Source organism: Streptomyces sp. NPDC002788 (assembly GCF_053592115.1).
This window is the reverse complement of sequence record NZ_JBSFVB010000021.1, coordinates 35,321-59,597: the sequence shown is the minus strand read 5'-3', so window position 1 is coordinate 59,597 and position 24,277 is coordinate 35,321. Positions and strand designations below refer to the sequence as shown.

The 24,277-nt window shown below is 72.5% G+C and carries 20 protein-coding genes and 1 pseudogene; 13 read left to right on the top strand and 8 right to left on the bottom strand.

The features are described from left to right. Positions 1-54: 54 nt before the first annotated feature. The 3 genes from ACWD1U_RS31690 to ACWD1U_RS31680 form a co-directional block, all read right to left on the bottom strand. The gene (locus ACWD1U_RS31690) at positions 55-1,632 is read right to left on the bottom strand and encodes a HoxN/HupN/NixA family nickel/cobalt transporter (protein WP_451112739.1); all 1,578 of its coding nucleotides are present in this window, start codon (positions 1,630-1,632) and stop codon (positions 55-57) included. Continuing rightward, positions 1,629-3,221, bottom strand: coding sequence for a tetratricopeptide repeat protein (locus ACWD1U_RS31685; protein WP_451112737.1), 1,593 nt, complete (start codon positions 3,219-3,221; stop codon positions 1,629-1,631). Before ACWD1U_RS31685 ends, ACWD1U_RS31690 begins: the two co-directional genes overlap by 4 nt. Positions 3,222-3,322: 101 nt before the next feature. Next, positions 3,323-4,855 (bottom strand): DUF4331 domain-containing protein, encoded by a 1,533-nt coding sequence (locus tag ACWD1U_RS31680; protein WP_451112736.1) that lies wholly within the window; start codon positions 4,853-4,855, stop codon positions 3,323-3,325. A 226-nt stretch (positions 4,856-5,081) separates the two neighbouring features. Between ACWD1U_RS31680 and ACWD1U_RS31675 the strand changes: the two genes are divergently transcribed. The 3 genes from ACWD1U_RS31675 (at position 5,082) to ACWD1U_RS31665 (ending at position 6,829) form a co-directional block, all read left to right on the top strand. Continuing rightward, the gene (locus ACWD1U_RS31675) at positions 5,082-5,624 is read left to right on the top strand and encodes a sigma-70 family RNA polymerase sigma factor (RefSeq protein WP_451112735.1); all 543 of its coding nucleotides are present in this window, start codon (positions 5,082-5,084) and stop codon (positions 5,622-5,624) included. Next, positions 5,621-6,436, top strand: a complete 816-nt coding sequence (locus tag ACWD1U_RS31670; protein ID WP_451112733.1) for an anti-sigma factor — start codon at positions 5,621-5,623, stop codon at positions 6,434-6,436. Before ACWD1U_RS31675 ends, ACWD1U_RS31670 begins: the two co-directional genes overlap by 4 nt. A gap of 126 nt (positions 6,437-6,562) precedes the next feature. Continuing rightward, positions 6,563-6,829, top strand: a complete 267-nt coding sequence (locus tag ACWD1U_RS31665) for a hypothetical protein (protein ID WP_451112731.1) — start codon at positions 6,563-6,565, stop codon at positions 6,827-6,829. Positions 6,830-7,009: 180 nt separating this feature from the next. On the opposite strand, the gene ACWD1U_RS31660 is transcribed toward ACWD1U_RS31665, so the two are convergent. Further along, a complete protein-coding gene (locus tag ACWD1U_RS31660) occupies positions 7,010-7,789 on the bottom strand; it encodes an ABC transporter permease (RefSeq protein WP_451112729.1) in 780 nt (259 codons plus the stop codon). Positions 7,790-7,898: 109 nt separating this feature from the next. Here ACWD1U_RS31660 and ACWD1U_RS31655 point away from each other — a divergent pair, with 109 nt between their 5' ends. Further along, positions 7,899-8,615 carry a TetR/AcrR family transcriptional regulator gene (locus ACWD1U_RS31655; RefSeq protein WP_451112727.1) on the top strand — a complete coding sequence of 239 codons (717 nt, stop codon included), beginning with the start codon at positions 7,899-7,901 and terminating at the stop codon, positions 8,613-8,615. A 175-nt stretch (positions 8,616-8,790) separates the two neighbouring features. On the opposite strand, the gene ACWD1U_RS31650 is transcribed toward ACWD1U_RS31655, so the two are convergent. The 3 genes from ACWD1U_RS31650 to hmgA all read right to left on the bottom strand — a co-directional run bounded on the left by ACWD1U_RS31650 (position 8,791) and on the right by hmgA (position 12,119). After that, the gene (locus tag ACWD1U_RS31650; protein ID WP_451112725.1) at positions 8,791-9,954 is read right to left on the bottom strand and encodes a type ISP restriction/modification enzyme; all 1,164 of its coding nucleotides are present in this window, start codon (positions 9,952-9,954) and stop codon (positions 8,791-8,793) included. 72 nt (positions 9,955-10,026) lie between these two features. Further along, positions 10,027-10,776: a GntR family transcriptional regulator gene (locus tag ACWD1U_RS31645; protein WP_451112723.1), complete on the bottom strand. Its 750-nt coding sequence runs from the start codon at positions 10,774-10,776 to the stop codon at positions 10,027-10,029. Positions 10,777-10,802: 26 nt separating this feature from the next. Beyond that, on the bottom strand, positions 10,803-12,119 hold the full coding sequence (hmgA, locus tag ACWD1U_RS31640) for a homogentisate 1,2-dioxygenase (protein WP_451112721.1): 1,317 nt from the start codon (positions 12,117-12,119) through the stop codon (positions 10,803-10,805). Positions 12,120-12,273: 154 nt separating this feature from the next. On the opposite strand from hmgA, the gene ACWD1U_RS31635 reads away from it, so the two are divergent. The 9 genes and pseudogenes from ACWD1U_RS31635 (at position 12,274) to ACWD1U_RS31595 (ending at position 23,258) form a co-directional block, all read left to right on the top strand. Then, positions 12,274-13,020, top strand: coding sequence for a hypothetical protein (locus ACWD1U_RS31635; protein ID WP_451112719.1), 747 nt, complete (start codon positions 12,274-12,276; stop codon positions 13,018-13,020). Next, a complete protein-coding gene (locus tag ACWD1U_RS31630) occupies positions 13,017-13,637 on the top strand; it encodes a TetR family transcriptional regulator (protein ID WP_451112717.1) in 621 nt (206 codons plus the stop codon). The genes ACWD1U_RS31635 and ACWD1U_RS31630 overlap by 4 nt, the downstream gene beginning before the upstream one ends. 93 nt (positions 13,638-13,730) lie before the next feature. Next, positions 13,731-16,010 (top strand): molybdopterin oxidoreductase family protein, encoded by a 2,280-nt coding sequence (locus tag ACWD1U_RS31625; RefSeq protein WP_451112715.1) that lies wholly within the window; start codon positions 13,731-13,733, stop codon positions 16,008-16,010. A 125-nt stretch (positions 16,011-16,135) separates the two neighbouring features. After that, a complete protein-coding gene (locus ACWD1U_RS31620) occupies positions 16,136-17,614 on the top strand; it encodes a CitMHS family transporter (protein ID WP_451112713.1) in 1,479 nt (492 codons plus the stop codon). A gap of 32 nt (positions 17,615-17,646) precedes the next feature. Then, a complete protein-coding gene (locus ACWD1U_RS31615; RefSeq protein ID WP_451112859.1) occupies positions 17,647-18,897 on the top strand; it encodes an MFS transporter in 1,251 nt (416 codons plus the stop codon). A gap of 18 nt (positions 18,898-18,915) precedes the next feature. Further along, a pseudogene (locus tag ACWD1U_RS31610) lies at positions 18,916-19,068 on the top strand (sugar ABC transporter ATP-binding protein); the annotation flags it as partial. 128 nt (positions 19,069-19,196) lie between these two features. Then, entirely contained in the window at positions 19,197-20,585 is a 1,389-nt protein-coding gene (locus ACWD1U_RS31605; protein ID WP_451112712.1) for an aldehyde dehydrogenase family protein, read from the top strand. Positions 20,586-20,607: 22 nt separating this feature from the next. After that, positions 20,608-21,690, top strand: coding sequence for a Zn-dependent alcohol dehydrogenase (locus tag ACWD1U_RS31600; protein WP_451112710.1), 1,083 nt, complete (start codon positions 20,608-20,610; stop codon positions 21,688-21,690). 200 nt (positions 21,691-21,890) lie between these two features. Beyond that, positions 21,891-23,258, top strand: coding sequence for an MFS transporter (locus ACWD1U_RS31595; protein WP_451112708.1), 1,368 nt, complete (start codon positions 21,891-21,893; stop codon positions 23,256-23,258). Here the strand turns inward: ACWD1U_RS31595 and ACWD1U_RS31590 are convergent. Continuing rightward, on the bottom strand, positions 23,247-24,215 hold the full coding sequence (locus ACWD1U_RS31590) for a DMT family transporter (protein WP_451112706.1): 969 nt from the start codon (positions 24,213-24,215) through the stop codon (positions 23,247-23,249). The two genes, ACWD1U_RS31595 and ACWD1U_RS31590, sit on opposite strands and share 12 nt — an antisense overlap. Between the last annotated feature and the right edge of the window lie 62 nt (positions 24,216-24,277).

Genomic DNA, 24,277 nt, shown 5'->3' with positions numbered 1-24,277 from the left:
AATCTCCATGAGGTCTTTCTTCCCCACAACGTCGGATTTCCTCACGAACACAACTCAGCCCAGTGCGGATGCCGCCCCCTTGAACACCAGTCCGGCTCCGAGGACGACGACCGCGAAGGCCGAGCCGAGCGGGGCGGTCCTGCGCACCAGGGCGGCCATCGGGCCCGCCGTCCAGCGCGGGCGCCGGTCCATGAGCCGGGTCATGCCGCTGCCGGCCTTGACGACGGCGTACCCGGCGGCCGTGAGGGTGAGCGCGAGGCCGACGCCGTACGCGACCACCAGCAGCAGACCGAACCAGGCCTGCCCGAGGGCCGCGGCGCCGACGAGCACGACGACGGCGGACGGGCTGGGCACGAGTCCGCCGGCGAAGCCCATCAGGATCGTGCCGCGGAGGGTGGGGGTGACGGGGTGGGAGTGGGCGAACCCGCCGTGGGTGTGCTCGATCGCGTGGGGGTGGGAGTGGGGATGGCCGTGGTCGTGCGGGTGACTGTGGTCGTGGTCGTGGTCGTGGTGGTGGTCGTGCGCGTGGCTGGGGCTGTCGTGGTCGTGGCGGTGGCCGCCGTGACCGTGACCATGGCCGGTCCGGTGGGCGTGCGGGCGGTCGCGCAGGGCGCGGCGGACCAGGCTCGCGCCCGCGAGCGTCACCAGGAGTCCGCTGGCGACGCCGAGCCAGGCGATCACCGAGGGGGCAGCCGCCGAACCGGCCGTGACCAGCAGGCCCAGGGCCACCACGCCCAGGGTGTGGGTGACGGTCACCGAGGCGGCCATGGGCAGGACGTCCTTCATCCGGGCCCGGCCGCCCCGGGCCGCCGCGGTCGCCGCCATGATGGTCTTGCCGTGGCCCGGTGCGAGCGCGTGCATCGCTCCCAGGACGACGGCGATGAGGAGGGCCAGCGCGGCGAAGCCGGCGGTGAGGTCGTGCCGGGCGACCAGGTCGTCCAGGGCACGCGTCCAGCGGTCGGCGCCGCGCGGCAGCACCGAGGCCGCGGGGGCGTCCGACTCCTTTTCGGCCAGGGCCGGGCCGCCGGGGCGCACCCGCAGAGCCGCGGACGCGGTGTCGGCCGGGGAGGACAGCAATTCCTCGGGATAACGGGTCAGTTCGTCCGATATCGACTTCTCCGGTACGTCCGAAGCGGCGAGCGTCATACGGTCGCCCCGCGCCGTGATCTCCCGCCAGCCCGGCCCGGAGGAGGCACCGGCGCCGCGGAAGCCGAGGGACACGCTCCTCTTCTCCGACGGCAGGGGAGCGGTCAGCTCGCACTCCACGCGGAGGGTGTCGAGCCCCGCCTGTCCGGGCCGCACCCGCGCGTGGCTGCGCTCGGCGGTGAGGGCCGCGGTACGCCCGTCGACGGTGACCCCGCTGTCCGCGGCGGCCGTGGCGCACCGCTCGCGGGCCCACATCGTCATGCCGAGCCGCTCGATGTCCGGCTTCGCCTGGGTCGCCGGGATCTCGGCGAGGTCCTCGACGTGGTGGACGCGCAGTTCGCCGGGGGCGGCGACGAGGCCGTCGTAGCGGTTGACGGTGAAGTTGCCCAGCGGGTGGGCGCTCGCCGTGGTGGCGGGCAGCAGGGTGAGCGCGCAGGCGGCCGTGAGAACGGCGGCGCCGGACGCGAACAGCCGGCGCGGGGTCACCGGTTCGCCTCCAGGTCCTCGAGTGCGGTACGGGCCTCGCGCGCGCCGAGGGGCGAGAAGCCGGGGTTCAGGTCCAGTGCGGCCTTCAGGTGCGCGCGGGCCCCGCGCTCGTCGCCGGTGGCGCGTTCGATGATCCCGCGGTGGTAGAGGAAGGCGGCGCTGCGGTAGCCGGTGGCGGTCGCCCGGCGCGCGTACGGCAGGGCCTCCTCGTCACGACCGTTGACGTGCAGGGCCCAGGCGAGGGCGTCGGCGGTGTGCACACTGCGGCGGCGGTCCCACTCGGCGCGGGCCGCGCGCAGGGCCTCCTTCTCGTCGCCGTGGTCGGCGGCGGCCATGGCCGAGTCGAGGTCGGCGTTCACCCCGCCCGCGCGGGCGAGGGCCGTCCAGGCGTCGACGAGGGCGTACTGGTCGCCGGCCTTCGCCCGGTCGCCGTCGGCGCCGCGGTCCTCGTAGAGCTCGCCGAGGGCGACGAGCGGGCCGGGCAGCGGGTAGCGGGCGACGATCTGCTCCAGCCCCTGCACGGCGGACGCGCGGTCGCCGTTCGCGGCCTGGGCGCGGGCGCGGCCCTCAAGGGCGGGGAGGTACTCGTCGTCGGCGGCGAGGGCGCGGGCGTAGTGGCTGAGGGCCGCCTCGTACTCGCCCTGGTTCCAGGCGAGTTGGCCCTGGGCGGTGGCGACGTACGCGATGTCGGCGGGCGCGTCGGCGGAGTCCAGGGCGCGCTCCAGCACCTCGCGCGCCGTGCGGACGTCGCCGCGCAGTTCGTGCACGTACGCGTACCGGGTGAAGACCGGCACGCCGGGGCGCCTGTCGTCCGCGGTCCGGGCGGCCTCGGCGGCGTCGTCGTACCGGCCGAGCTCGACGAGAGCGTCGATACGGGTGCACAGGGCGCGTTCGTTGTAGGGGTTCTCCCGCAAAGCCCGGTCGGCGTGCTTCAGGGCGCCGGGGAAGTCGTGCCGGGCCGCGGCGAGGGCGGCCCGGCCGGCGAGGGCCTGGTCGTTGCCGGGCTTCAGTCCGAGGGACCGCTCGAGCGCGCGTTCGGCCTGCGGATACCGGGAGGGGTCGCCCTTCGTCCGGGCCTGCTCGACGTAGGCGACTCCGAGCGTGGCCCAGCCACCGAAGTCCCTCGGCTGGCCGCGGAGATGCCGCTGCAGGGACACGATCCCCGCGTCGAGATCCCCCCGGGCGAGATCGCCGGGCGACAACGCCCCGGCCGCGGAGACGGCGTCGACTCCGGTCCCGCGTTCCCGCGCACCTCCGAAGGCGATGGCCCCACCGGTCAGCGCCACCGCCAACAGCGCGGCGCACCCCGCCAGATGCGCCCTCCGCCACCGCCGCCCCCCGTCGGCGGCCCGGCGTATCGCGGTGACGCGCTGGTCGACGGCGCCGTGGCCGGAGGCAGGGTGGGGACGGGGCTCGCCCGCAGCCGGCGCATCCTCCTGCCGGGCGTCCTGCTCCCCGGCCACCGCCTCCGCAGCCGGACGCGCGTCCCGTCCCACGGGCTCCGGCCCGCCGGACCCGGGGTCCGGGACCGTCGGCGGGCCGTCACCGTCGCGCCTCTCCGGTGCGCTGTCGGTCGTACGCGGAGGCATGGGCTCTCCTCAATCGGCTGTGCTGGAGCGGAAATCGGCGACGCGGCCCGTGCCGTGGGGGACGGGGGAACGGGCCGCGCCGGTCGGTGGAGCGGAGCGGGTCAGTACGCCCGGTTCCGCATGCGGCGCCACCACAGCAGGGCCGCGCCGATCAGGACGATGCCGCCCGCCCCGGCCCCTGCGGACGCGGCGATCAGGCGCATGTCGTCCGAGCCCTGCGCGTTCGCCGGCTGGAGCGCGTCGCCCAGCTGGCTGCGGACGTCGTTGCCGCCCTCCACGCCCTTGGCGAGCGGGCCGCGCGAACCCTCCGTCGGCAGGGCCACGTACGGGAAGGACTTCTCGAAGTCCTTGTCGTTCTTGTCGACCGCGTCGCCCAGGTCGTTCTTCGCACCCAGCAGTTCACCCTCGACGACCTGCAGCGACGCGTCGATCACGTCGTCGGTGAGGCGACGGCCGTTGGGGAAGCCGGCGTTGTCACCGTCGAGGACACCCAGTCGCTTGGGCTCGGCGGCCGGTTTGATCGACGTGTTGAGACGCAGCTGCTCCGACGGCGTCACGTGCGGCGGCTGGTTGAGGTCCTTGACGCCCTTCAGGAACACGTCGACCAGATCGTTGCGCGGCTCGGCGGGCGCCGGGATCTTGTAGATCGCCTCGATGAGCTTGGGCAGCTCCGGGTTGGTGACGTTCTGCAGGAACTGGGCGTCGTCCCGCGGCGCGGACGCGTTGAACTTGTCCTTGTCCTTCAGCGGGTTGACGACCTCGTTGACCAGTGGGTTGCCGAGGCGCGAGACCTGCGCGAAGTAGCCCTGGGCGTTCTTGCGCTGGGTGGTGGACCAGATGCCGACGACCGGCTGGTCGTGCGACTCGGCGATGAAGCTGTTGGGGACCTGCAGGGCGATCGAGTTGACGTTGTAGCCCTTGAGGGTGTCGTTGCCGACCTCGGAGAGGTTCCCGCCGTACAGCAGGTCGAAGACCCGCAGGTCCAGGAAGAACGGGTCGTCGGCCTGCCCGGCGAACGTCTGGGCGCCCCCGGCGAGCTTGTGGACCGCCTGCTCGCGCAGGGTGCCGTAGTCCGGCATCGACGCCTTGCCGACGTTGGACGGCGCCACCGGCACGTCTTCGGCGACCTTGGTCTTCGACACCGCCTTCAGGTTGCGCAGCTTGATCAGCTCGAGGTCGTACGTCTGCGTGATGTTGAGGTCGGGGTCGTCGAGGCTCTCGACCGGACCGGTGTTGTACAGGAACGTCTTGTCGTTCTTCGTGTGCGTCCTGAACGTGTACCGGAAAACCAGGTCTTCCCGCGCGTCGCCGTCCCGGTCGATGCGCAGGTCGTACTGCGCGTCCTCGGCGAACGTGAAGAAGTTCGGCCCGCCGGCCGGTTCCTCGAACGGGATCCAGTTCGCGATGATGGTCGTCGTGTCCGGCTTGTCCGGGCTGACGAACGCGTACACATCGGTGTTGTCGTACTGCGGGGTCCCCGAGATCAGCGGGGCCTCGCGGTGGCTGGAGGCGGAGGCCGCCTCAGGTTCCAGCGCGGTCACACCGGCGGCCGCCAGCCCGCCGGCGGCCAGCGCGCCACAGACCGCGGTCGCGATGCTCCTGCGTCCCGCACCGTTCCTGGAGATAGGTGTCATGCCGTCCGTCCTCCGTGCCAACTTGCCTGACACACGCCATTCGGAGCGGTCGGCTAAGCGGATTGGTCGAATCTCAAACGTTCATACGGCGGGTCGGGGGAGTTGTTTCATCGCGCGTGACCCGCGTTTTCGCCGCGTCGATCCGTAACTCCGTCCGGAGGTGTGTGCGTTGCGAATGCCTCGTGTGAGGGGACAGGCCCGGTGCGGCCTCGGAGAGGGGGACCGAGTGGAGGCGGACGAGCTGCTGCGGCTCGTGGCAGGAGGGGACCAGACGGCCTTCGAAGAGCTGTACGGACTGGTGTCCGGCCCGGTGTTCGGACTCGTACGGCGTGTGGTGCGCGACCCCGCCCAGTCGGAGGAGGTGGCTCAGGAAGTGCTGCTCGACCTGTGGCGGTCCGCCGCCAGGTTCGACCCGGGACGGGGCAGCGCCATGTCCTGGGTCCTCACCCTCGCCCACCGCCGTGCCGTCGACCGGGTGCGCAGCGCCCGCGCGGCCGGGGAACGCGAGCAGCGCGAGGCGCTCCGCGCGAACCAGCCGGCCTTCGACCACGTCACCGAGGAGGTCGAGGCCGGCCTGGAACGCGAGTGGGTGCGCCGCTGCCTGGACCGGCTCACCGTCCTCCAGCGCCAGTCGGTCACCCTCGCCTACTACGAGGGCTACACCTACCGTGAGGTGGCCGAGCAGCTCTCCGTGCCGCTGGGCACGGTCAAGACCCGGATGCGCGACGGGCTGACCCGCATGCGCGAGTGCCTGGGAGGGGTGGCATGAGCCTGTTCCGCCGCGAGGACCGGCACTCGCTCGCCGCGCCCTACGCGCTCGACGCCCTGGAGCCCTTGGAGCGGGTCCGCTTCGAGAAGCACCTGAAGGGCTGCGACCGGTGCGCCGCTGAGGTGCGCGCCCTGTGCGAGGACGCCGTCCGGCTCGCCTGGTCCACGGCCGCCCCGGCCCCGGCCGCGATGCGCGACCGGGTCATGGCCGCCGTACGGGCCACTCCGCAGGACCCGCCACCGCGCGAGACGCGTGCGGCGGCCCCCCCGCGTGCGACGCGACTGCCGCCGCACGTGTGGGGCGCCCAGCCACCGCCGCGGCAGCGGGCGCGGCGCCGGATCCCGCTGTTCGTGCCCTTCGCCACGGCCACCGCCGCCGCGGCCCTCGTCGTCGCCTCGTTGTTCGCGGTGCAGGCGAACCGGACCCAGAACGAACTGACCGCCGAGCGGGACCGGTCACGTGAGATCGCCCACGTTCTGGCGGCTCCGGACGCCCGTGCGAGCAGCGGCCGGGACGCCCGGGGCCGCACCATCGGAGTGATCGCTTCCGCCACGGAGGGGAGCGCGGTGGTCACCCTCGGCGGATTCGGGACCCCGCCGGGCGGCCGCGTGCACCAGTTGTGGCTCATGCGCCCGGGCGCGCAACCACGCTCCCTGGGGCTCCTCAAGGGCGACACGCCCCTGGTCGCAACGGGTCTGGGCACCTCGGCGACATCACTGGCCGTAACCGTCGAGCCCGCCGGGGGATCGCCGCAGCCCTCTACCCCGCCTATAGTCCAACTCGCCCTGAAATCTGTCGGATTCGGAGAGTGATCGGAGATACATCGTCAACCCCCTTATGGGGAAGGTGAATCCTGTGAGCGCGATACACGTGTGCCCGGACGGGGCGATAGGGTTAACCTGCCCGGGCCGGGTGGACTCGTACGGGTGGGGAGTGACATGGAACAGATAACAGTGCGCAGCAGGGCCAGGGTCCCTGCGATCACCTGCGGGAGCAGCGCGACCAGTTCGCGCCTCGACCGCCACCTCTCGGTGCTGGCGGGGCCTGCCGTCCCGCAGCGGGAGACGGCCGAGGCGACCTCGCTCATGCGAGAACTGACCGCGCGTCAGCCGCAGGACCGCAGCGGCAGGGGTGCGCGCGTGCGTCGCGTCTCGCTCTTCGCGCCGCTGCGTCGGCTGCGCCGCTCCCTGTTCGGCAGCAGGTAGGGGCCCGCGCTCGGGCGGTCACACCGCCCCCGGCGTCCGCCGCGCACTCGTCGTCCGTCATCCCCGCGGCCGCAGCGGCGCCAGGTGTGTTCCCGAGCGCGGCACGCCCCCTGTCGGTGCCTCATCCCCGCCCGGCAGTGACTGGGGGCTGTGCCCGGCTCCGGTGTTCCGGCCGCCCGCTCACCGCTCCCCGCGCGCGTGCTGACGAACGGCCAGCGGCACGAACACCCCGAGCAGCACAGCGCACCACAGGATCGACCCCGTGACGGGGTGGGCCACCGGCCACGCCGCCCCGTCGGGCACCGGCGCGTTGCCGAAGAGGTCGCGCAGGGCCGTCGCCACCGCGCTGATCGGATTCCACTCGGCGACCGTCCGCAGCCAGCCCGGCAGCCCGCTCGTCGGTATGTAGGCACTGGACAGCAACGGCAGCAGGAACGTCGCCCCGCCGAGCTGACCGGCGGCCTCCTCGTTGCGGGTGAGCAGGCCGAGGTAGATGCCGGCCCAGGTGCAGGCGAAGCGGAACAGCAGCAACAGCCCGAGGGCCCCGGCCGCTTCGAACACGCTGCCGTCGACCCGCCAGCCCACCGCGAGGCCGACCAGCAGGAACGGCACCGTCCCGGCGGCCGTGACCACCACGTCCGCGGCGGCCTGCCCCAGCGGTACGGCCGCCCGGCTCATCGGCAGCGTCCGGAATCGGTCCGTCACGCCCCGGTGCGTGTCCTGGGCCGCCTGGAACATGCCGGTCATGATCCCGCCCCCGGCGGTCCCCACCAGCAAGCCCGGCACCAGGAACGACCGGGCCTCGCCCGGCATCGCCAGCGCGCTGCCGAAGACGTAGCCGAAGAACAGCAGCATGCTGACCGGCATCGTCTGGGTGAGGATCAGAAGTCCGGGGTTGTTCCGCGTCCGCAGCAGCTGGCGGCCCAGCATCGCGCTCGCGTCGTACGCCAGCATGCTCATGCGGCACGCTCCTTCTCGTCGGTCGTCCCGGTCGTGGCCTCCGTCAGGCGCAGGTACAGCGCACTACGTACGCTGTACGTAACTAGGATGGTGGCCGAGGTGATGATCGATGGCGGGCCGAGCGGCCGTACCCGAAGTGATCTGGGCGCGCCCCGAGCGCACCGGCCGTGGGCCGAAACCGGCGTTCACCCGCGCCGACATCGCGGCGGCGGCGGTGCGGATCGCCGACGCCGAAGGGCTGGACGCGGTGTCCATGCGGCATGTCGCGGCGGAACTGGGCTGCGGCACGATGTCGCTGTACAACTACGTCCCCCGCAAGGAGGACCTGTACGAACTGATGGTGGACGCCGTCGGTGCCGAGCACGAGTTGTTCGAGCCCACGGGCGATTGGCGTGCCGACATGCTCCGCAACGCGGAGGAGACGCGCGCCATCATGTACCGCCACACCTGGGTGCCGCGTCTGATGTCAGGGGTGTTCGGCTTCAGCCCCAACACCCTGCGCTACCTGGAGCACTGCCTGGCCTGCCTCGAACCGCTCGATCTGCCGTTCAGCGCGAAGACGGAACTGATCGCGCTGCTCAACGGCGTCGTCACGACGTACACGGGCAACGACATCGCGACCGTCGAGCGCACCCGCTCCGTGCCGTGGTCGGTGGAGGAGGAGAACGCGGTCCGCATGGCCTACCTGGGCAGCCAGGTGGCCACCGGAGCGTATCCGCGGCTGGCCGCGGCCTTCATGGAGCAGAGCGGGCCGGTCGACCTGGAGGCGGTGTTCAGGCGGGCGCTGGACCGCGTGCTGGACGCCTTCGACCCCGGCCTGCGCTAAGGGCTCGCAGAGAATTAACTTGTGGGTTCTGCGACTTGACTCCGCAGGTCAGCGCTTCACTCGCCCGCATGTTGTTCTTCTGCGAGCCCTAAGGGGTCCTTGCACCATGAGCGTCCGATCAGGTCGCGTGGTCCGGTGCCGCCGCGCTACCCGGGCGGGCATAGCGCAAGGGCCCCTAAAGCAGCGCGAGTTGGCCCTCCGGGCCCTCCTCGGGGCCGTCCAGGACCGAGGCCGGGCGCCGGGCGGCAGCCGGCACCGGGAGGACACCGGCCTCGGTGAGCTCCGCCGTGGTGACCGGGTCGGGGATCGTCGGCTCCTTCAGGGGGCGCAGTTCGGCGAGCAGCGCCAGGACCGTGATCAGCTCCAGCAGTTCCGAGGTCCAGGTCTGCGGCCAGACGGTCGGGCGGATCGCCTCCAGGGTGCCCGGCTCGGGCTCCGCGACGCGCGCCGCGAACCACCGCTCCAGGACGCGGACTCCGCCCGCCTCGAAGTCCCAGGCATCCGGTGGCACCGGGGAGATGCGTCCCTCGTCCAGGAGCAGCGCCTCCTCGTCCCGGTCGTAGCGCAAGGTCAGGGGGCGGGACGGCAGCGGGGCGCGGACGTAAGGGCGGCGGCCGCCGGGCAGTTTCGGGCGTTCCCCGTCGCGGCGCAGCAGCCACAGCAACCGGTGGCCGAACTCCAGGCCCCGCTCCCACTCGTCGGCGTCCCCGGTGAGCGGGACGGTGAGGTCCGGACGGGCCGTGGCCGTGATCCAGGCAAGGACGTCGAGCGGTGCGGGGGTGCTGCCCAGGCGGCTGCCCAGGTGCTCCAGCAGGCCGGGGGCCAGGTTCGGTTCCAGGCCGCCCGGGCGCCGGAACAGCGGGCGGACGCGGCCGGGGCGCAGCAGCGGGAGCAGCGAGGTGACGAGGACGGGAAAGGCGAGGCTCATGGGGGCCTCCACCACGAAGATCTGCCGCTCGTCCGCCACCCGCCACAGCTCCGGGCGGGCCGCGTCGATCAGCCGCTGGTCGGGGATGAGCCACTGCTCGTCGAAGGGGGCGGACAGCACGCGCACCGGCTCCGGGCAGGGCCCCGAGGCACGGGCCAGCTTCTGCGTGCCGCTGCCGCTGCCGGTCCGGCCGGGCAACTGGCCGACCGCCGTGTGCAGTGTGCGCGAGCGGCTCGGCTCGAACAGGGCCTCGCGGTCGGGCCCCTCGGCCTTCACCAAAGCGTCCCAGCGGGCCCTCAGGGACGCCGCGTCGGGGCCCGCCGGCCAGCCCCGGCCGAGCCGCGGCGGTGCGACGGACCACGGCATGAGGTCCGCCAGCAGCGGAGCGTCGTCGTGCGTCACGCCCCGCATCGTACGACGTGTCCAGCGCCCCTCAAGGGCGCGGGGAACGGCGCGACCGGCCCCCACCGGCCCGCGCGGTGCTCACGTGGCGTCCAGCGTCACGGTGAAGGAGAACCGGTCGCCCCGATAGTGAATGACGGCCACATCCAGGGGCCGCCCCTCGGCGTCGTACGTGACGCCGGTGTAATGCAGGATCGGGCTCAACAAGGGAACGTGCAGCAGCCGCGCCGTCTCCGGGTCGGCCAGCCGCGCCTCCACCGTGTCCGTGATACGGCTGATGTCCGCCCCCACGACATCCCTCAGCACCTTGGTCATCGGCCACCGCACGAGGTCCTCCAGGTCGATCCGCGCGGCCAGTTCGGGACGGACGTAATTTCGCGCGTGGTTCGTCGGCTCACCCGTCTTCTCGTCGCTGCGCAGCCGGTGGTACGTCGACACCTCCGCCACGTCCGGGAAGAACTCGGCGAGTTCACCCGGTACGGGGACCGTGCCGTGGGCCAGCAGCTCCGTCGTCATCCCGGACTGCTGGGCCACGATCGCGTCCACCGAGCCGAGCAGCCGCACGGGGGAACCCCTGCGCGCGTCCGGCTCGATGAACGTGCCCCGCCGGCGGTGGCGCGAGATCAGTCCCTCTTCCTCCAGTTCCTTCAGCGCCTGCCGCATGGTCAGCACGCTCACCCCGTAGTGCCCGGCCAACTGCTCCTCGGTGGGCAGGCGCAGCGGGTCCTGGGGCGAGCGGCCGAGGATCGAGGCGCGCAGCGACTGCGACACCTGATACCAGAGCGGCAGCTTGCGGCTCAGGACGATCGAGTCCGGGGCGAAAGAGGTCACGGGCCATCCGTACCGGTAGGAAATGATCAGTGCAAGGGGCGGAAGTGCCGCTCCAAGCCCTGCCAGACGTCGTCGTAGTGCCGCTGGAGGTGTTCCGCCCGAGCCGCGTGCGGGGTCAGGGTCAGGGGCCAGCGCGTCTCGAACATGAAGGCCAGGCCGTCGTCGATCTTCTGCGGCTTCAGCTCGGCGGCGCTCGCCCGGTCGAAGGTCTCACGGTCCGGGCCGTGCGCCGACATCATGTTGTGCAGCGAGCCGCCGCCCGGCACGAAACCCTCCGCCTTGGCGTCGTAGGCGCCTTCGATCAGGCCCATGTACTCGGTCATCACGTTCCGGTGGAAGTACGGCGGCCGGAACGTGTCCTCGCCCACCAGCCAGCGTGGCGCGAACACCACGAAGTCGACGCCGGCCAGGCCCGGGGTGTCCGACGGAGACGTGAGCACCGTGAAGATCGACGGGTCCGGGTGGTCGTAGGTGATGGTGCCGAGCACATTGAACCGGCGCAGGTCGTAGACGTACGGCACATGGTTGCCGTGCCAGGCGACGACATCGAGCGGGGAGTGGTCGTAAGTGGCCGTCCACAGGTTTCCGCAGAACTTGTTCACCACCTCCACCGGGCCCTCGACGTCCTCGTAGGCGGCGACCGGGGCGCAGAAGTCCCGTGGGTTGGCCAGGCCGTTGGCGCCGATAGGGCCCAGGTCCGGGAGGCGGAAGGGCGCGCCGTAGTTCTCGCACACATAGCCGCGGGCGGACCCGTCCAGCAACTCCACACGGAAGCGGACCCCCCGGGGGATGAGCGCCACGTGGCCCGGCTCCACATGGAGGAGTCCGAACTCCGTGCGCAGCAGCAGCCCGCCGCGCTCCGGGACGATCAGCAGTTCGCCGTCGGCGTCGCTGAACACCCGGTCCATGGAGGCGTTGGCGGTGTAGAGGTGCACGGCGATGCCGGTGCGCTGGGTGGCGTCGCCGTTGCCGCCCAGGGTCCACAGGCCCGCCAGGAAGTCGGTTTCGGGCCCCGGGTCGGGCAGTGGATTCCAGCGCAGGCGGTTGGGGTCGGGCACGGTCTGGGTGAAGGGGGCGGTGCGGATCGAGCCGTTGTGGGTCCGGGTGAACGCCGGGTGCGCGGCCGACGGGCGGATCCGGTACAGCCAGGAGCGGCGGTTGTGGGACCGCGGCTCGGTGAAGGCCGTCCCGCTCAGCTGCTCCGCGTACAGCCCGAGCGGCGCCCGCTGAGGCGAGTTGCGGCCCTCGGGCAGTGCGCCCGGGACGGCCTCGGAGCTGTGCTCGTTGCCGAAGCCGGAGAGGTAGGTCAGCCCTTCGGCGGTCTTCCGCGCGTCCGCGCCCATGTGTGCCGCTCCCTTGCGATTCGATTCCTATGTAGCACCGTAGGATTGCGATTTCCCCGGCGCAAGAGGGACACGAGCCCTCCTCTCGGCGGATGACTTGAACCCGACTTGAGGACGATCCGCCGGTCCGGATGTGTGTTCTACGCTCGCCGGCATGTCGTGGACACGGGGACCTCTCGCCGTGCTCGCGGTCTGTGTCCTCGTCGGGGCCGGATCCGTGGGCTGCGGCTCCAGTGATGCCCGGGAAAGCGGGGTGTCGCCCACGCCGGTGGGCAAGCTCCTGGAGGACCGGGATCCGGAGGGGCGGCCCTATCGGGAGGTGGCGCAGAAGGGCGCCCCTGACGTCGGTGTCGAGGTGCAGCCCGGCGCGGGCGGCGCGTGGGGCGTACGCCTGACCGTCCGGAACTTCCGCTTCTCGCCGGCCGGTGCGGTGGCGCGGGCGGCGACCGGGCGCGGCCTCGCGCACCTCTACGTCGACGGCCGCCTCGTCGCCCGGCTCCGCGCCCCCGAGTACCGGCTGGCCGCGGATCTCGTCCCGCGCGGCACCCACCACGTCACGGCCCGCCTCTACGCCGACGACGGCACCGTGTGGGTCGTGGACGGCGAACCGGTGGAGAGCACGGCCGACATCACCGCGTCGCAGCCCGGCCCGGGCGCGCCCCCGGACGGGACGGCCGGGAAGGACCCGTCGCAGGACACGACCGCCGAGCAGGACCCGACCGCCGGGTACGACGCGACCGGCGAGCAGGAACCGACCGCCGGGCAGGACCCGACCGCCGAGAACGAGGTGACCAGGGGGAAGGGCCCGGCCGACGGGCAGACGGCGCGGTCGCGGACGACGGCCCCCCGGTCGCCGACCGGGGGCCGAGGTTCACCGGATCGCGCCGGAGGGGCATCATGAAGCCCGTGCCCCACGCGACATCGCTCCGTCGTGCGCCCGTGCAGCGGCGCAGCGTCGAACGCCTGACCAGGATCCTCGACGCCTGCGCCGACCTTCTCGACGAGGTCGGCTACGACGCCTTGAGCACCCGCTCCGTCGCCCAGCTGGCCGGCGTCCCCATCGGCTCGGTCTACCGCTTCTTCGGCAACAAACGCCAGATGGTCGACGCGCTGGCGCAGCGCAACCTCGAGCGGTACTCCGTGCGCGTCGTCCAGCGCCTCGAGGGTGCCGGTGAGGACGGGGACTGGCGTACGGCCATGGACGCCGTGCTCGACGAGTACCTGGAGATGAAGCGGACCGCGCCCGGCTTCTCCCTGGTCGACTTCGGCAACCAGATCCCGGTCGGCGCCCGCCGGGGCGAACCCAACCACCGCGTCGCCGACCGCCTCACCGAGCTGCTCTCCGGCTATCTCCGCCGCGAGCCGGACGAGGATCTGCGCCGGGTGTTCCTCATCGCCGTCGAAACCGCCGACACCCTCGTGCACCTGGCGTTCCGGGTTACGCCGGAGGGCGATCCGAAGATCATCGAGGAGGCCCGGAAGATGCTGCGGGCCTATCTCGCCCGCGTACTCGACTGACCTCACCGCGAGATGACCCTCCCCGCCCGGCATACCGGTCGGTATGCTCGGGTGCGTCCGCGCGTCACCGTAGCCGCCGCCCCGGGAGGACCCGTGTCCCGCACCGCCCTGCGTATCTGCCCCCTGTGCGAAGCCACCTGCGGCCTGACCCTCACCATCGAGGGAACGCGCGTCACCCGCGCCCGCGGCGACCACGACGACGTGTTCAGCCAGGGGTTCATCTGCCCCAAGGGCGCCTCCTTCGGAGCCGTCGACTCCGACCCCGACCGGCTGCGCACTCCGCTCGTGCGCAGGGACGGCGAGCTGCGCGAGGCCACCTGGGAGGAGGCCTTCGACGCGGTCGCCGCCGGTATCCGCCCGATCGTGGAGCGCCACGGCCCGAACGCGGTCGGCGTCGTCCTGGGCAACCCCAACGTGCACACCATGGCCGGCGCCCTCTACCCGCCCGTGCTGCTCGCGGCGCTCGGCACCCGCAGCGTCTTCACCGCATCGACGGTCGACCAGATGCCCAAGCACGTCTCCAGCGGACTGCTCTACGGCGACGCCAACGCCATCCCCGTACCCGACCTGGACCGCACCGGCCATCTGCTCCTCATCGGCGCCAACCCGCTGGAGTCCAACGGCAGTCTGTGCACCGCCCCCGACTTCCCGGGCAAGCTCAAGGCGCTCAAGGCCCGCGGCGGCACCCTCGTGGTGATCGACCCCCGGCGCACGCGCACCGCCGAGCTCGCCGACCGGCACATCGCGGTGCGGCCCGGCACCGACGCGCTGCTGCTGGCGGCGATGGTCCAGGTGCTCTTCGCCGAGGGGCTCGTCGAGCCGACCCCGCATGTGCAGGGCGTCGAGGAACTGTCCGCCGCCCTGCGGGAGTTCACCCCCGAGGCCGTCGCCGAGGCCTGTGACGTCGAGGCCGGCGTCATCCGTGCCCTGGCCCGTGACCTCGCCGCCGCCCCCACCGCCGCCGTCTACGGCCGTATCGGCAGCTGCACCGTCCCGCACGGCACGCTCGCCAGCTGGCTTGTCGACGTGCTGAACATCCTCACCGGCAACCTCGACCGCCCCGGCGGCGCGCTCTTCCCGCAGGCCGCCACCGACAGGACCCCGCGCCCCGCCGGACCCGGCCGGGGCTTCGCCCTCGGGCGCTGGCACTCCCGGGTGAGCCGGCATCCCGAGGCGAAGGGTGAGCTGCCCCTCTCCGCCCTCGCCGAGGAGATCGACACCGCCACCGAAGAAGGCGAACCGGTGCGCGCGCTCCTCGCCGTCGCCGCCAACCCCGTCCTCTCCGCGCCCGACGGCGACCGGCTCGACAAGGCCCTCGACTCGCTCGACTTCATGGTCAGCGTCGACCCGTACCTCAACGAGACCTCGCGCCACGCCCACGTGGTCCTGCCCCCGCCCCCGCCCTCCCAGAGCCCCCACCACGACTTCGCCTTCAACACCCTCGCCGTACGCAACCAGGTCCGCTACACCCGCCCCGCGATCCCGCTGGAGCCGGGCCGCATGGCGGAGACGGAGATCCTGGCCCGGCTGATCCTCGCCGTCACGGATCCAGCTCTCCCCTGGTCGAGCGAGGCCGCACGCTCGGGGAAGCAGGGGGCCGACCCCGCCGCCGTCGACCAGATGGTCATCGGCCAGACACTCGGCAAGGCCGTCAAGGAACCGCACTCCCCGGTGTACGACCGCGACCCCCGCGAGCTCGCCGCGCAACTCACCGGCGACACCGGCCCCGAGCGGCGGCTGGACATGATGCTGCGCCTCGGTCCCTACGGCGACGGCTTCGGCGTACGACCGGACGGGCTGACCCTGGAGAAGTTGCTCGCGCATCCGCACGGCATCGACCTCGGCCCGCTCAGGCCCCGCCTGCCCCAGACGCTGAAGACCCGGAGCGGCAATGTGGAGCTGCTGCCCGGGCCGATCGCCGACGACCTGCCCCGCCTGCGCGCGGCCCTGGCCGAACGCCCCGAGGGGCTCGTCCTGGTCGGCCGCCGGCACCTCCGCTCGAACAACAGCTGGATGCACAACGTGCCCGCCCTCACCGGCGGTTCCAACCGCTGCACCCTGCAGATCCACCCCGCGGACGCCGAACGGCTGGGCGTCGAGGACGGGGCGGCCGTGCGCGTGAAGGGCGCCGGGGGAGAGGTCACCGCGCCGGCCGAGGTCACCGACGCGGTCCGCCGGGGAGTGGTGAGCCTGCCGCACGGCTGGGGCCACGACCGCCCCGGTACCCGCCTCAGCCACGCCTCCACCGACCCCGGCGTCAACGTCAACCAGCTCCTCGACGGCCGTCTGCTCGACCCTCTGTCGGGCAACGCGGTCCTCAACGGTGTGCCCGTGGACGTCGCCCCGCGACTGCCCCAGGATCGGACTCCGTGACCGAAAAGCTCACCACGCTGACCTGAGCAAAGCCGTGACCAGCAGTTTCGCGCTTATTGCTCGCACGTCAACGTCTTGTTAACGCTGCTTGACGGGACCTAACGTCTCGGACACCGCCGGCCCTGGTGGGATGTTCAAGGGCGAACGTTAGGTATCCACTCATGCTGACCATCCTCGGCTTCGCCATGATCGCGACCTTCCTGGTCCTGATCATGATGAAGAAGATGTCGCCGATCGCGGCGCTCGTGTTGATTCCCGCGCTGTTCTGCGTGTTCGTCGGCAAGGGCGCCAAGCTCGGCGACTACGTCATCGACGGCGTGACGAGCCTCGCCCCCACCGCGGCGATGCTCATGTTCGCGATCGTCTACTTCGGTGTGATGATCGACGTCGGTCTCTTCGACCCGATCGTCCGCGGGATCCTCAAATTCTGCAAAGCCGACCCGATGCGGATCGTCGTCGGCACCGCCGTGCTCGCCGCGATCGTGTCGCTGGACGGCGACGGCTCCACCACCTTCATGATCACCGTCTCGGCGATGTACCCGCTGTACAAGCGCCTGAAGATGAGCCTGGTCGTGATGACCGGTGTCGCCGCCATGGCCAACGGCGTGATGAACACCCTCCCCTGGGGCGGCCCGACCGCCCGTGCCGCGACCGCGCTGAAGCTGGACGCCAGCGACATCTTCGTCCCGATGATCCCGGCACTCCTGGTCGGTCTGCTCTTCGTCTTCGTCCTGTCCTACGTGCTCGGTGTGCGCGAGCGCCGGCGGCTGGGCGTGCTGACGCTGGACGAGGTGCTGGAGGAGGAGAAGGAGACCGAGACGGTCCTGGTGGGTGCCGGCGGCTCCGGCGACGGCAAGGTCGACATGCGCAAGCGCCTCCCGGCCGGCGGTGGCTCCACCGGCGGCGCCGGCTCCGGCACGGACGCCTCCGAGGACGCCGGGGACCTTGGGGACGACGACGGCTTCCAGGGCCTCGACCCGAACCGGCCCACCCTGCGCCCCAAGCTCTACTGGTTCAACGCGCTGCTCACGGTGGGCCTGCTCACCGCCATGATCATGGAGTGGCTGCCGATCCCGGTGCTGTTCCTGCTCGGTGCCGCGCTCGTCCTCTCCGTGAACTTCCCGCACATCCCCGACCAGAAGGCCCGGATCGCCGCCCACGCCGACAACGTCCTGAACGTCTCCGGCATGGTCTTCGCCGCCGCCGTCTTCACCGGCGTCCTCCAGGGCACCGGCATGGTCGACCACATGGCCAAGTGGATGGTGGACGTCATCCCCGGCAGCATGGGCCCGCACATGGCCCTCGTCACCGGCATCCTGAGCCTGCCGCTCACCTACTTCATGTCGAACGACGGCTTCTACTTCGGCGTCCTGCCGGTCCTCGCCGAGGCGGGTGCCGCGCACGGTGTCTCCCCGCTGGAGATGGCCCGCGCCTCCCTGGTCGGCCAGCCGCTGCACATGTCCAGCCCGCTCGTCCCGGCCGTGTACGTCCTGGTCGGCATGGCCAAGGTGGAGTTCGGCGACCACACCAAGTTCGTCGTGAAGTGGGCCGCCCTCACCTGCCTGGTCATCCTGGGGGCGGGCATGCTGTTCGGCATCATCTGACCGCTCGTCCGGCTCACTCCATGGAGGACACCGTGAGGCCCGGTGGGAACCGCGGCTGGCTGCTCCGCCTCGTCATCGCCTTCAGCTTCGCGCAGGGGGCGGTGTCGATGGCCCGGCCCGCCGTCTCCTACCGGGCCCTCGCGCTGGGCGCGGACGAACGGGCCGTCGGTGTGATCGCCGGTGTGTACGCGCTCCTGCCCCTGTTCGCGGCCGTGCCCCTGGGTCGCCGTACCGACCACGGCCGGTGCGCGCCTCTGCTGCCCTTCGGCGTGGTCCTCATCTCCGGCGGCTGCACGCTCAGCGGCGTCGCGAACTCCCTGTGGACGATGGCGCTGTGGAGCGGGGTGATGGGCCTCGGGCATCTCTGCTTCGTCATCGGCGCCCAGTCCCTCGTCGCCCGCCAGTCCGAGCCGCACGAACAGGACCGCAACTTCGGCCACTTCACCATCGGCGCGGCGCTCGGCCAGCTGGTCGGCCCCGTCGCCGCGGGCGCCCTGATCGGCCGCGCGGACATGGCGGGCACCAGCGCCGTCGCCCTGATCGCGGCGGGCGCCACCGCGGCCGTCGCATTCACCTCGCTGTGGCGCATCGAGCACCGCCGTACGACGTCCCCCTCCCACGCGGACAAGGGTGACCGGGTCCCGGTCCGGCGCATCCTGCGCACCCGGGGGGTGCCGGCGGGCATCCTCATCAGCCTCGCCGTGCTGTCCGCGACCGACATCCTCACCGCCTACCTGCCGGTGGTGGGCGAGCAACGGGGCATCGCGCCCTCCGTGATCGGCGTCCTGCTCAGTCTGCGAGCGGCGGCCACGATCGCCTGCCGCCTGGTGCTGACGCCCCTGCTGCGGCTGCTCGGCCGGACCCTGCTGCTCACCGTGACGTGCCTGCTGGCGGCCGTGCTGTGCGCGGGCATCGCCCTGCCCTTGCCGGTGTGGGCGCTCGGCCTGCTGCTGGTCGCGCTCGGCTTCTGCCTCGGTGTCGGCCAGCCGCTGTCCATGACGACGGTCGTCCAGGCCGCCCCCGACGACGCCCGCTCCACCGCCCTCGCGCTGCGCCTGACCGGCAACCGGCTCGGGCAGGTCGCCGCGCCCGCCGCGGCCGGACTCGTCGCCGGAGTCGCGGGCGTCGCGGCGCCGTTCGTGATGCTCGGGGGGCTGTTGCTGCTGTCCTGCGGGGCGGCTGTGCGGTCGCCGCGGGAACCGGAGGGGGCGGGCGAAGAAGGCCGGGAGGCGCGAAGGGCCCGCCGGCGCGGGGTGCCGCTGCGCCGCAAGAGCGATATCTGACACGGCGTAGGGCGGGGCGGGCAAGTCATCGTCCGCACCACTCCCGGCCTCGCCCTCCGCCACGGAATGCGGGTGCCGCTCCTCGTCGACCCCGCCCACCTCTTCGTCTTCGACCAGCCCGGCGACCGCATCTGCCCGCACCCGTCGCGCCTGCCCGGCCTGGAGGAGTGAGGAGCCGCACACCCGGACGGGCCCCCGGCCGTGCTGTGATGGCCCGGACCCCGGGACGTCTGGCGCCGGAAAACTATCGTCGCTAGTTTATGTTCCGGACGACGACGCCCCGCCCCGGAGGAAGCGCGATGAAGGCATACGACGGCATGTACATCGGGGGCGCCTGGCGCCCGGCCGCCGGCCAGGACGTGATCGAGGTCGTGAACCCGGTCGACGAGCAGGTCATCGGCACGGTGCCGGCCGGCACCGCCGAGGACGTCGACGCCGCCGTACGGGCCGCCCGTGCCGCCCTCCCGGAGTGGGCCGCGACCCCGCCCGCCGAGCGCGCGGCGCGCCTGTCCGCCCTCCGGGACGGGCTCGTGGCCCGGGCGGACGAGATCGCCGAGACCGTCACGGCCGAACTCGGCTCGCCCCTGAAGTTCTCGCAGGCCGTCCACGCGGCCGTGCCGATCGCGGTCGCGGGCTCCTACGCCGAGCTGGCGGCGACGTACGCCTTCGAGGAGAAGATCGGCAACTCCGTCGTGCATCACGAGCCGGTCGGTGTCGTGGCCGCGATCACGCCCTGGAACTACCCGCTGCACCAGATCGTCGCCAAGGTCGCCCCGGCCCTCGCGGCGGGCTGTACGGTCGTCGTGAAGCCCGCCGAGGACACCCCGCTGGTCGCACGCCTGTTCGCGGATGCCGTGCACGAGGCCGGCATCCCGGCGGGCGTCTTCAACCTGGTCACCGGCCTCGGCCCGGTCGCCGGCCAGGCCCTCGCCGAGCACCCCGGCATCGACCTGGTCTCCTTCACCGGCTCCACCGCCGTCGGCCGTCGGATCGCCGCGATCGCCGCCGGGCAGATCAAGAAGGTCGCCCTCGAACTCGGCGGCAAGTCCGCCAACGTCATCCTCCCGACCGCCGACCTCGCCAAGGCGGTCAACGTCGGCGTCGCCAACGTCATGTCCAACTCCGGTCAGACGTGCAGCGCCTGGACGCGGATGCTGGTGCACCGCGACCAGTACGACGAGGCGGTCGGGCTCGCCGCCACCGCCGCCGCCAAGTACGGCGAGCGCATCGGCCCCGTCGTCAACGCCAAGCAGCAGGCGCGGGTGCGCGGCTACATCGAGAAGGGCGTCGCGGAAGGCGCCCGCCTCGTCGCCGGCGGCCCCGAAGCCCCGCGCGAGAAGGGCTACTTCGTCAGCCCGACCGTCTTCGCCGACGTCACCCCGGACATGACCATCGCGCAGGAGGAGATCTTCGGCCCGGTCCTGTCGATCCTCCGGTACGAGGACGAGGAGGACGCCCTGCGGATCGCCAACGGCACGGTCTACGGCCTGGCCGGCGCCGTCTGGGCCGGGGGCGAGGCCGAGGCGGTGGCGTTCGCCCGCCGGATGGAGACCGGCCAGGTCGACATCAACGGCGGCCGCTTCAACCCCCTCGCCCCCTTCGGCGGCTACAAGCAGTCGGGCGTGGGCCGCGAACTCGGCGTGCACGGCCTCGCCGAGTACCTCCAGACCAAGTCCCTCCAGTTCTAGCCCCAGGGGAGTCCCTTCCGTCATGGCTGTCCGCGCCGCCGTCCTGCCCGCCGTCGGCTCCCCGCTGGAGATCACCGGCATCGACCTGCCCGACCCAGGGCCCGGCCAGGTCCGCGTCCGGCTCGCCGCCGCCGGGGTCTGCCACTCCGACCTGTCCCTGTCCAACGGCACCATGCGCGTGCCCGTCCCCGCCGTCCTCGGTCACGAGGGCGCCGGCACGGTCGTCGCCGTGGGCGAGGGCGTCACCCACGTCGCGCCCGGCGACGGGGTCGTCCTCAACTGGGCCCCGTCCTGCGGCTCCTGCCACGCCTGCTCGCTCGGCGAGGTCTGGCTGTGTGCCAACGCCCTCAGCGGCGCCGCCGACGTCTACGCCCGCACCACCGAGGGCACCGGCCTCCACCCCGGCCTGAACGTCGCCGCGTTCGCCGAGGAGACGGTCGTCTCCGCGTCCTGCGTCCTGCCCGCCCCGGACGGCGTCCCGCTCACCGACGCTGCCCTCCTCGGCTGCGCCGTCCTCACCGGCTACGGCGCCGTCCACCACTCGGCCCGCGTCCGGCAGGGCGAGACGGTGGCGGTGTTCGGCGTCGGGGGAGTGGGACTCGCGGCCCTCCAGGCGGCTCGGATCGCGGGCGCCTCGAAGATCATCGCCGTGGACGTCTCCCCGGAGAAGGAGGGACTCGCCCGGACGGCCGGAGCCACCGACTACCTCGTCGCCTCCGACACCACCTCCCGCGAGATCCGCGGACTGACCGGCAGGCAGGGTGTCGACGTCGCCGTCGAGTGCGCCGGCCGCGCGGTGACCATCCGCACGGCCTGGGACTCCACCCGGCGCGGCGGCCGCACCACGGTCGTCGGCATCGGCGGCAAGGACCAGCAGGTCACCTTCAACGCCCTGGAGATCTTCCACTGGGGCCGCACCCTCTCAGGCTGCGTCTACGGCAACTCCGAACCAGCTGTGGACCTTCCGGTCCTGGCCGAGCACGTCCGGGCGGGCCGCCTCGACCTGAGCGCCCTGGTGACGGAACGCATCTCCCTCGACGGCATCCCGGCGGCCTTCGAGAACATGCTGGCCGGCAAGGGCGGCCGCGCACTGGTCGTCTTCTAGCCCGTCCCCGCCCCGCCCTCTCCACCCCGGCCTCCCCGCGAGGCCGGGGCCGCGGGCATGCCCGCCCGCCCACTGAGTGCCCCGTACAGGCAAAAGTCCTGGTGCGCGACCTGTTGACGGTCATACCGTCCGGTCAGTATGTTCCCCGGAACTCGCGCCACCCCCCGTTCCGCCCCCGCACCCACCGGAGCGTGCACCGCATGGACACGGCACCTTCCGCTCAGCCCGCCACCACCACGCCCGCCCTCGGCAACCGCCGCAGGGTGGCCACCGCGGCGGCGCTCGCCTCGGCCGTCGAGTGGTACGACTACTTCGTCTTCGGCATCGCCGCCGCTCTCGTCCTCGGCGACCTCTACTTCCCCGCCGGCAGTTCCACCGCCGGCGTCCTGGCCTCCTTCGCCACCTTCGCCGTCGGCTTCCTCGCCCGTCCCCTCGGCGGCATCGTCGCCGGGCACCTCGGTGACAAACGCGGCCGCAAGCCGATGCTGGTCCTCGCGCTCGCCCTGATGGGCGTGGCCACCACCGGCATCGGCCTGCTCCCGACGTACGAGACGATCGGTGTGGCCGCCCCGATCCTGCTCGTCCTGCTCCGCGTGGCCCAGGGCGTCGCCGTCGGCGCCCAGTGGGGCGGCGCGATGCTGCTGGCCACCGAGTACGCCCCGGAGGGCAAGCGCGGCGTCTACGGCAGCGTCGTCCAGCTCGGCGTCCCCATCGGCGTGGTCACCGCCAACACCGTCTTCCTGCTGGCCGGCGCGCTCACCACCGACTCGGCGTTCGCCGCCTGGGGCTGGCGCGTGCCGTTCCTGGTCGGTCTGCTGGTCCTCGCCCTCGCCTGGTACATCCACACCCGAGTCGAGGAGACCCCGGCCTTCCGGGAGGCCGAACGGGCGCTCGCCGAGAAGGAGAAGTCCGAGGAGAGCTCGCCGCTGCGCACCATCCTGCGCGGACACCTCGGCACGGTCCTCCTGGCCGGCGGCTCCTTCGCCGTGAACACCGCGACCTTCTACATCCTCATCACCGGCGTCCTCGACTACACGACCCGCGAGCTGGACATGGCCAAGGGCCCGGTGCTCACCGTCTCGCTCTGCGTCAGCCTCACCCAGCTCGTGCTGATCCCGGCCGCCGCCGCGCTCTCCGACCGCATCGGCCGTATCCGGATCTACGCCTTCGGAGCGGCCGGCATCGCCCTGTGGGCCGTGCCGCTCTTCCTGCTGATCGACACCGGCTCGCTGCTGTGGCTCGCGGTCGGCACGTTCGTCGCCAGCTGCTTCCTGAGCATCATGTACGGCCCTCAGGCCGCCCTGTTCGCCGAGCTGTTCACCCCCGAGATGCGCTACACCGGCGCCTCGCTCGGCTACCAGATCGCGGCCGTCGCCGGCGGCGGACTCGCGCCCTTCGTCATGGTGCTGCTGCTGGAGGCGACCGGCACGTCGATGGCGGTGTCCGGCTACATCATCGCGCTCTCGGTGATCGCCCTGCTCTCGATCAAGGTCCTTGCGAACCGGGCGCGTTCGGTGGGATCGAAGGCCGCACCCGAGGTCGGGGCGGAGGCCGAGTCAGCGGGCTGAGTCCGAAGTCCGCTCGGGCCGGGGCTCCGCGACCGCTCCCGGAGCGCCGGCCGGAGCCGCAGCCCGCGACCGCGACCGGGACACCGCCACGCCGGCCAGGCACAGCACACCGCCGACCAGCGTGAGCAGTCCCGGCACCTCGCCGAGGAACAGCCAGGACATCAGGACGACCAGCGCCGGGGCCGCGTACGTCGTCGCGCCCATCCGGCTCGCGGTCGTCCGGGACAGCGCGTACGCCCACGTGGTGAAGGCGAGGGCGGTCGGGAAGACGCCCAGGTACACCATGTTGAGCGTCGCGGAAGCCGGCGCGTCGGCGGCCTCCTGGACGAGCTGCCCGGCGAACGGCAGGCACACCACCGCGCCGACCAGGCAGCCGAACGTCGTCACCTGCAGCGGGCTCGCCGTGCCAAGCGCCGGCTTCTGCGCCACGACACCACCGGCGTACGCGACCGCCGCCAGCAGGCACAGCACCACGCCGAGCACCGAGGCGCCACCCTCGCCGGACATCGACAGGCCCACGGTCACCGCACCGGCGAACGACACCGCCATCCCCGCCAGCAGCCTCGGCGGCATCGGGTCACCGAGCAGCCGGGCCCCGAGCAGCGCGATGAGGATCGGCCCGGTGTTCACGATCAGGGCCGCCGTCCCCGCGTCGACCTGCTGCTCGCCCCAGTTGAGGGCGACCATGTAGAAGCCGAACCACAGCAGGCCCGATATCGCGATCCCGCGCCAGGCCGAGCGCGGCGGCCAGGTCTCCCGCCGCAGCAGGCAGATCACCCCCAGCGTCAGCACCCCCGCCAGCAGCCGCCCGAGCGCCAGCGCGCCCGGCGAGTACGCGTCCCCCGCGCTGCGGATCGAGACGAAGGCGGAAGCCCACAACACGACGGTGACCGCGGCCGCACCGGCGGCCAGCAGCTCGGCTCGACGGGCGGGGCGGGACGGGGAGTCGTTCATCATGCTCCTGAGGCTAGGCGGTGACAGGCCGGCAAGCTCGCGGATTTCGGACGGGGCCGTGAGCC

Coding starts and splice junctions, on each gene's coding strand:
- ACWD1U_RS31630 (WP_451112717.1), top strand. CDS start 13,017: ATGAAGCCCGTGCCCCACGCGACATCGCTCCGTCGTGCGCCCGTGCAG.
- ACWD1U_RS31670 (WP_451112733.1), top strand. CDS start 5,621: ATGAGCCTGTTCCGCCGCGAGGACCGGCACTCGCTCGCCGCGCCCTAC.
- ACWD1U_RS31665 (WP_451112731.1), top strand. CDS start 6,563: ATGGAACAGATAACAGTGCGCAGCAGGGCCAGGGTCCCTGCGATCACC.
- ACWD1U_RS31595 (WP_451112708.1), top strand. CDS start 21,891: ATGGACACGGCACCTTCCGCTCAGCCCGCCACCACCACGCCCGCCCTC.
- ACWD1U_RS31600 (WP_451112710.1), top strand. CDS start 20,608: ATGGCTGTCCGCGCCGCCGTCCTGCCCGCCGTCGGCTCCCCGCTGGAG.
- ACWD1U_RS31660 (WP_451112729.1), bottom strand. CDS start 7,789: ATGAGCATGCTGGCGTACGACGCGAGCGCGATGCTGGGCCGCCAGCTG.
- ACWD1U_RS31650 (WP_451112725.1), bottom strand. CDS start 9,954: ATGCGGGGCGTGACGCACGACGACGCTCCGCTGCTGGCGGACCTCATG.
- hmgA (WP_451112721.1), bottom strand. CDS start 12,119: ATGGGCGCGGACGCGCGGAAGACCGCCGAAGGGCTGACCTACCTCTCC.
- ACWD1U_RS31655 (WP_451112727.1), top strand. CDS start 7,899: ATGGCGGGCCGAGCGGCCGTACCCGAAGTGATCTGGGCGCGCCCCGAG.
- ACWD1U_RS31635 (WP_451112719.1), top strand. CDS start 12,274: ATGTCGTGGACACGGGGACCTCTCGCCGTGCTCGCGGTCTGTGTCCTC.
- ACWD1U_RS31685 (WP_451112737.1), bottom strand. CDS start 3,221: ATGCCTCCGCGTACGACCGACAGCGCACCGGAGAGGCGCGACGGTGAC.
- ACWD1U_RS31680 (WP_451112736.1), bottom strand. CDS start 4,855: ATGACACCTATCTCCAGGAACGGTGCGGGACGCAGGAGCATCGCGACC.
- ACWD1U_RS31605 (WP_451112712.1), top strand. CDS start 19,197: ATGAAGGCATACGACGGCATGTACATCGGGGGCGCCTGGCGCCCGGCC.
- ACWD1U_RS31590 (WP_451112706.1), bottom strand. CDS start 24,215: ATGATGAACGACTCCCCGTCCCGCCCCGCCCGTCGAGCCGAGCTGCTG.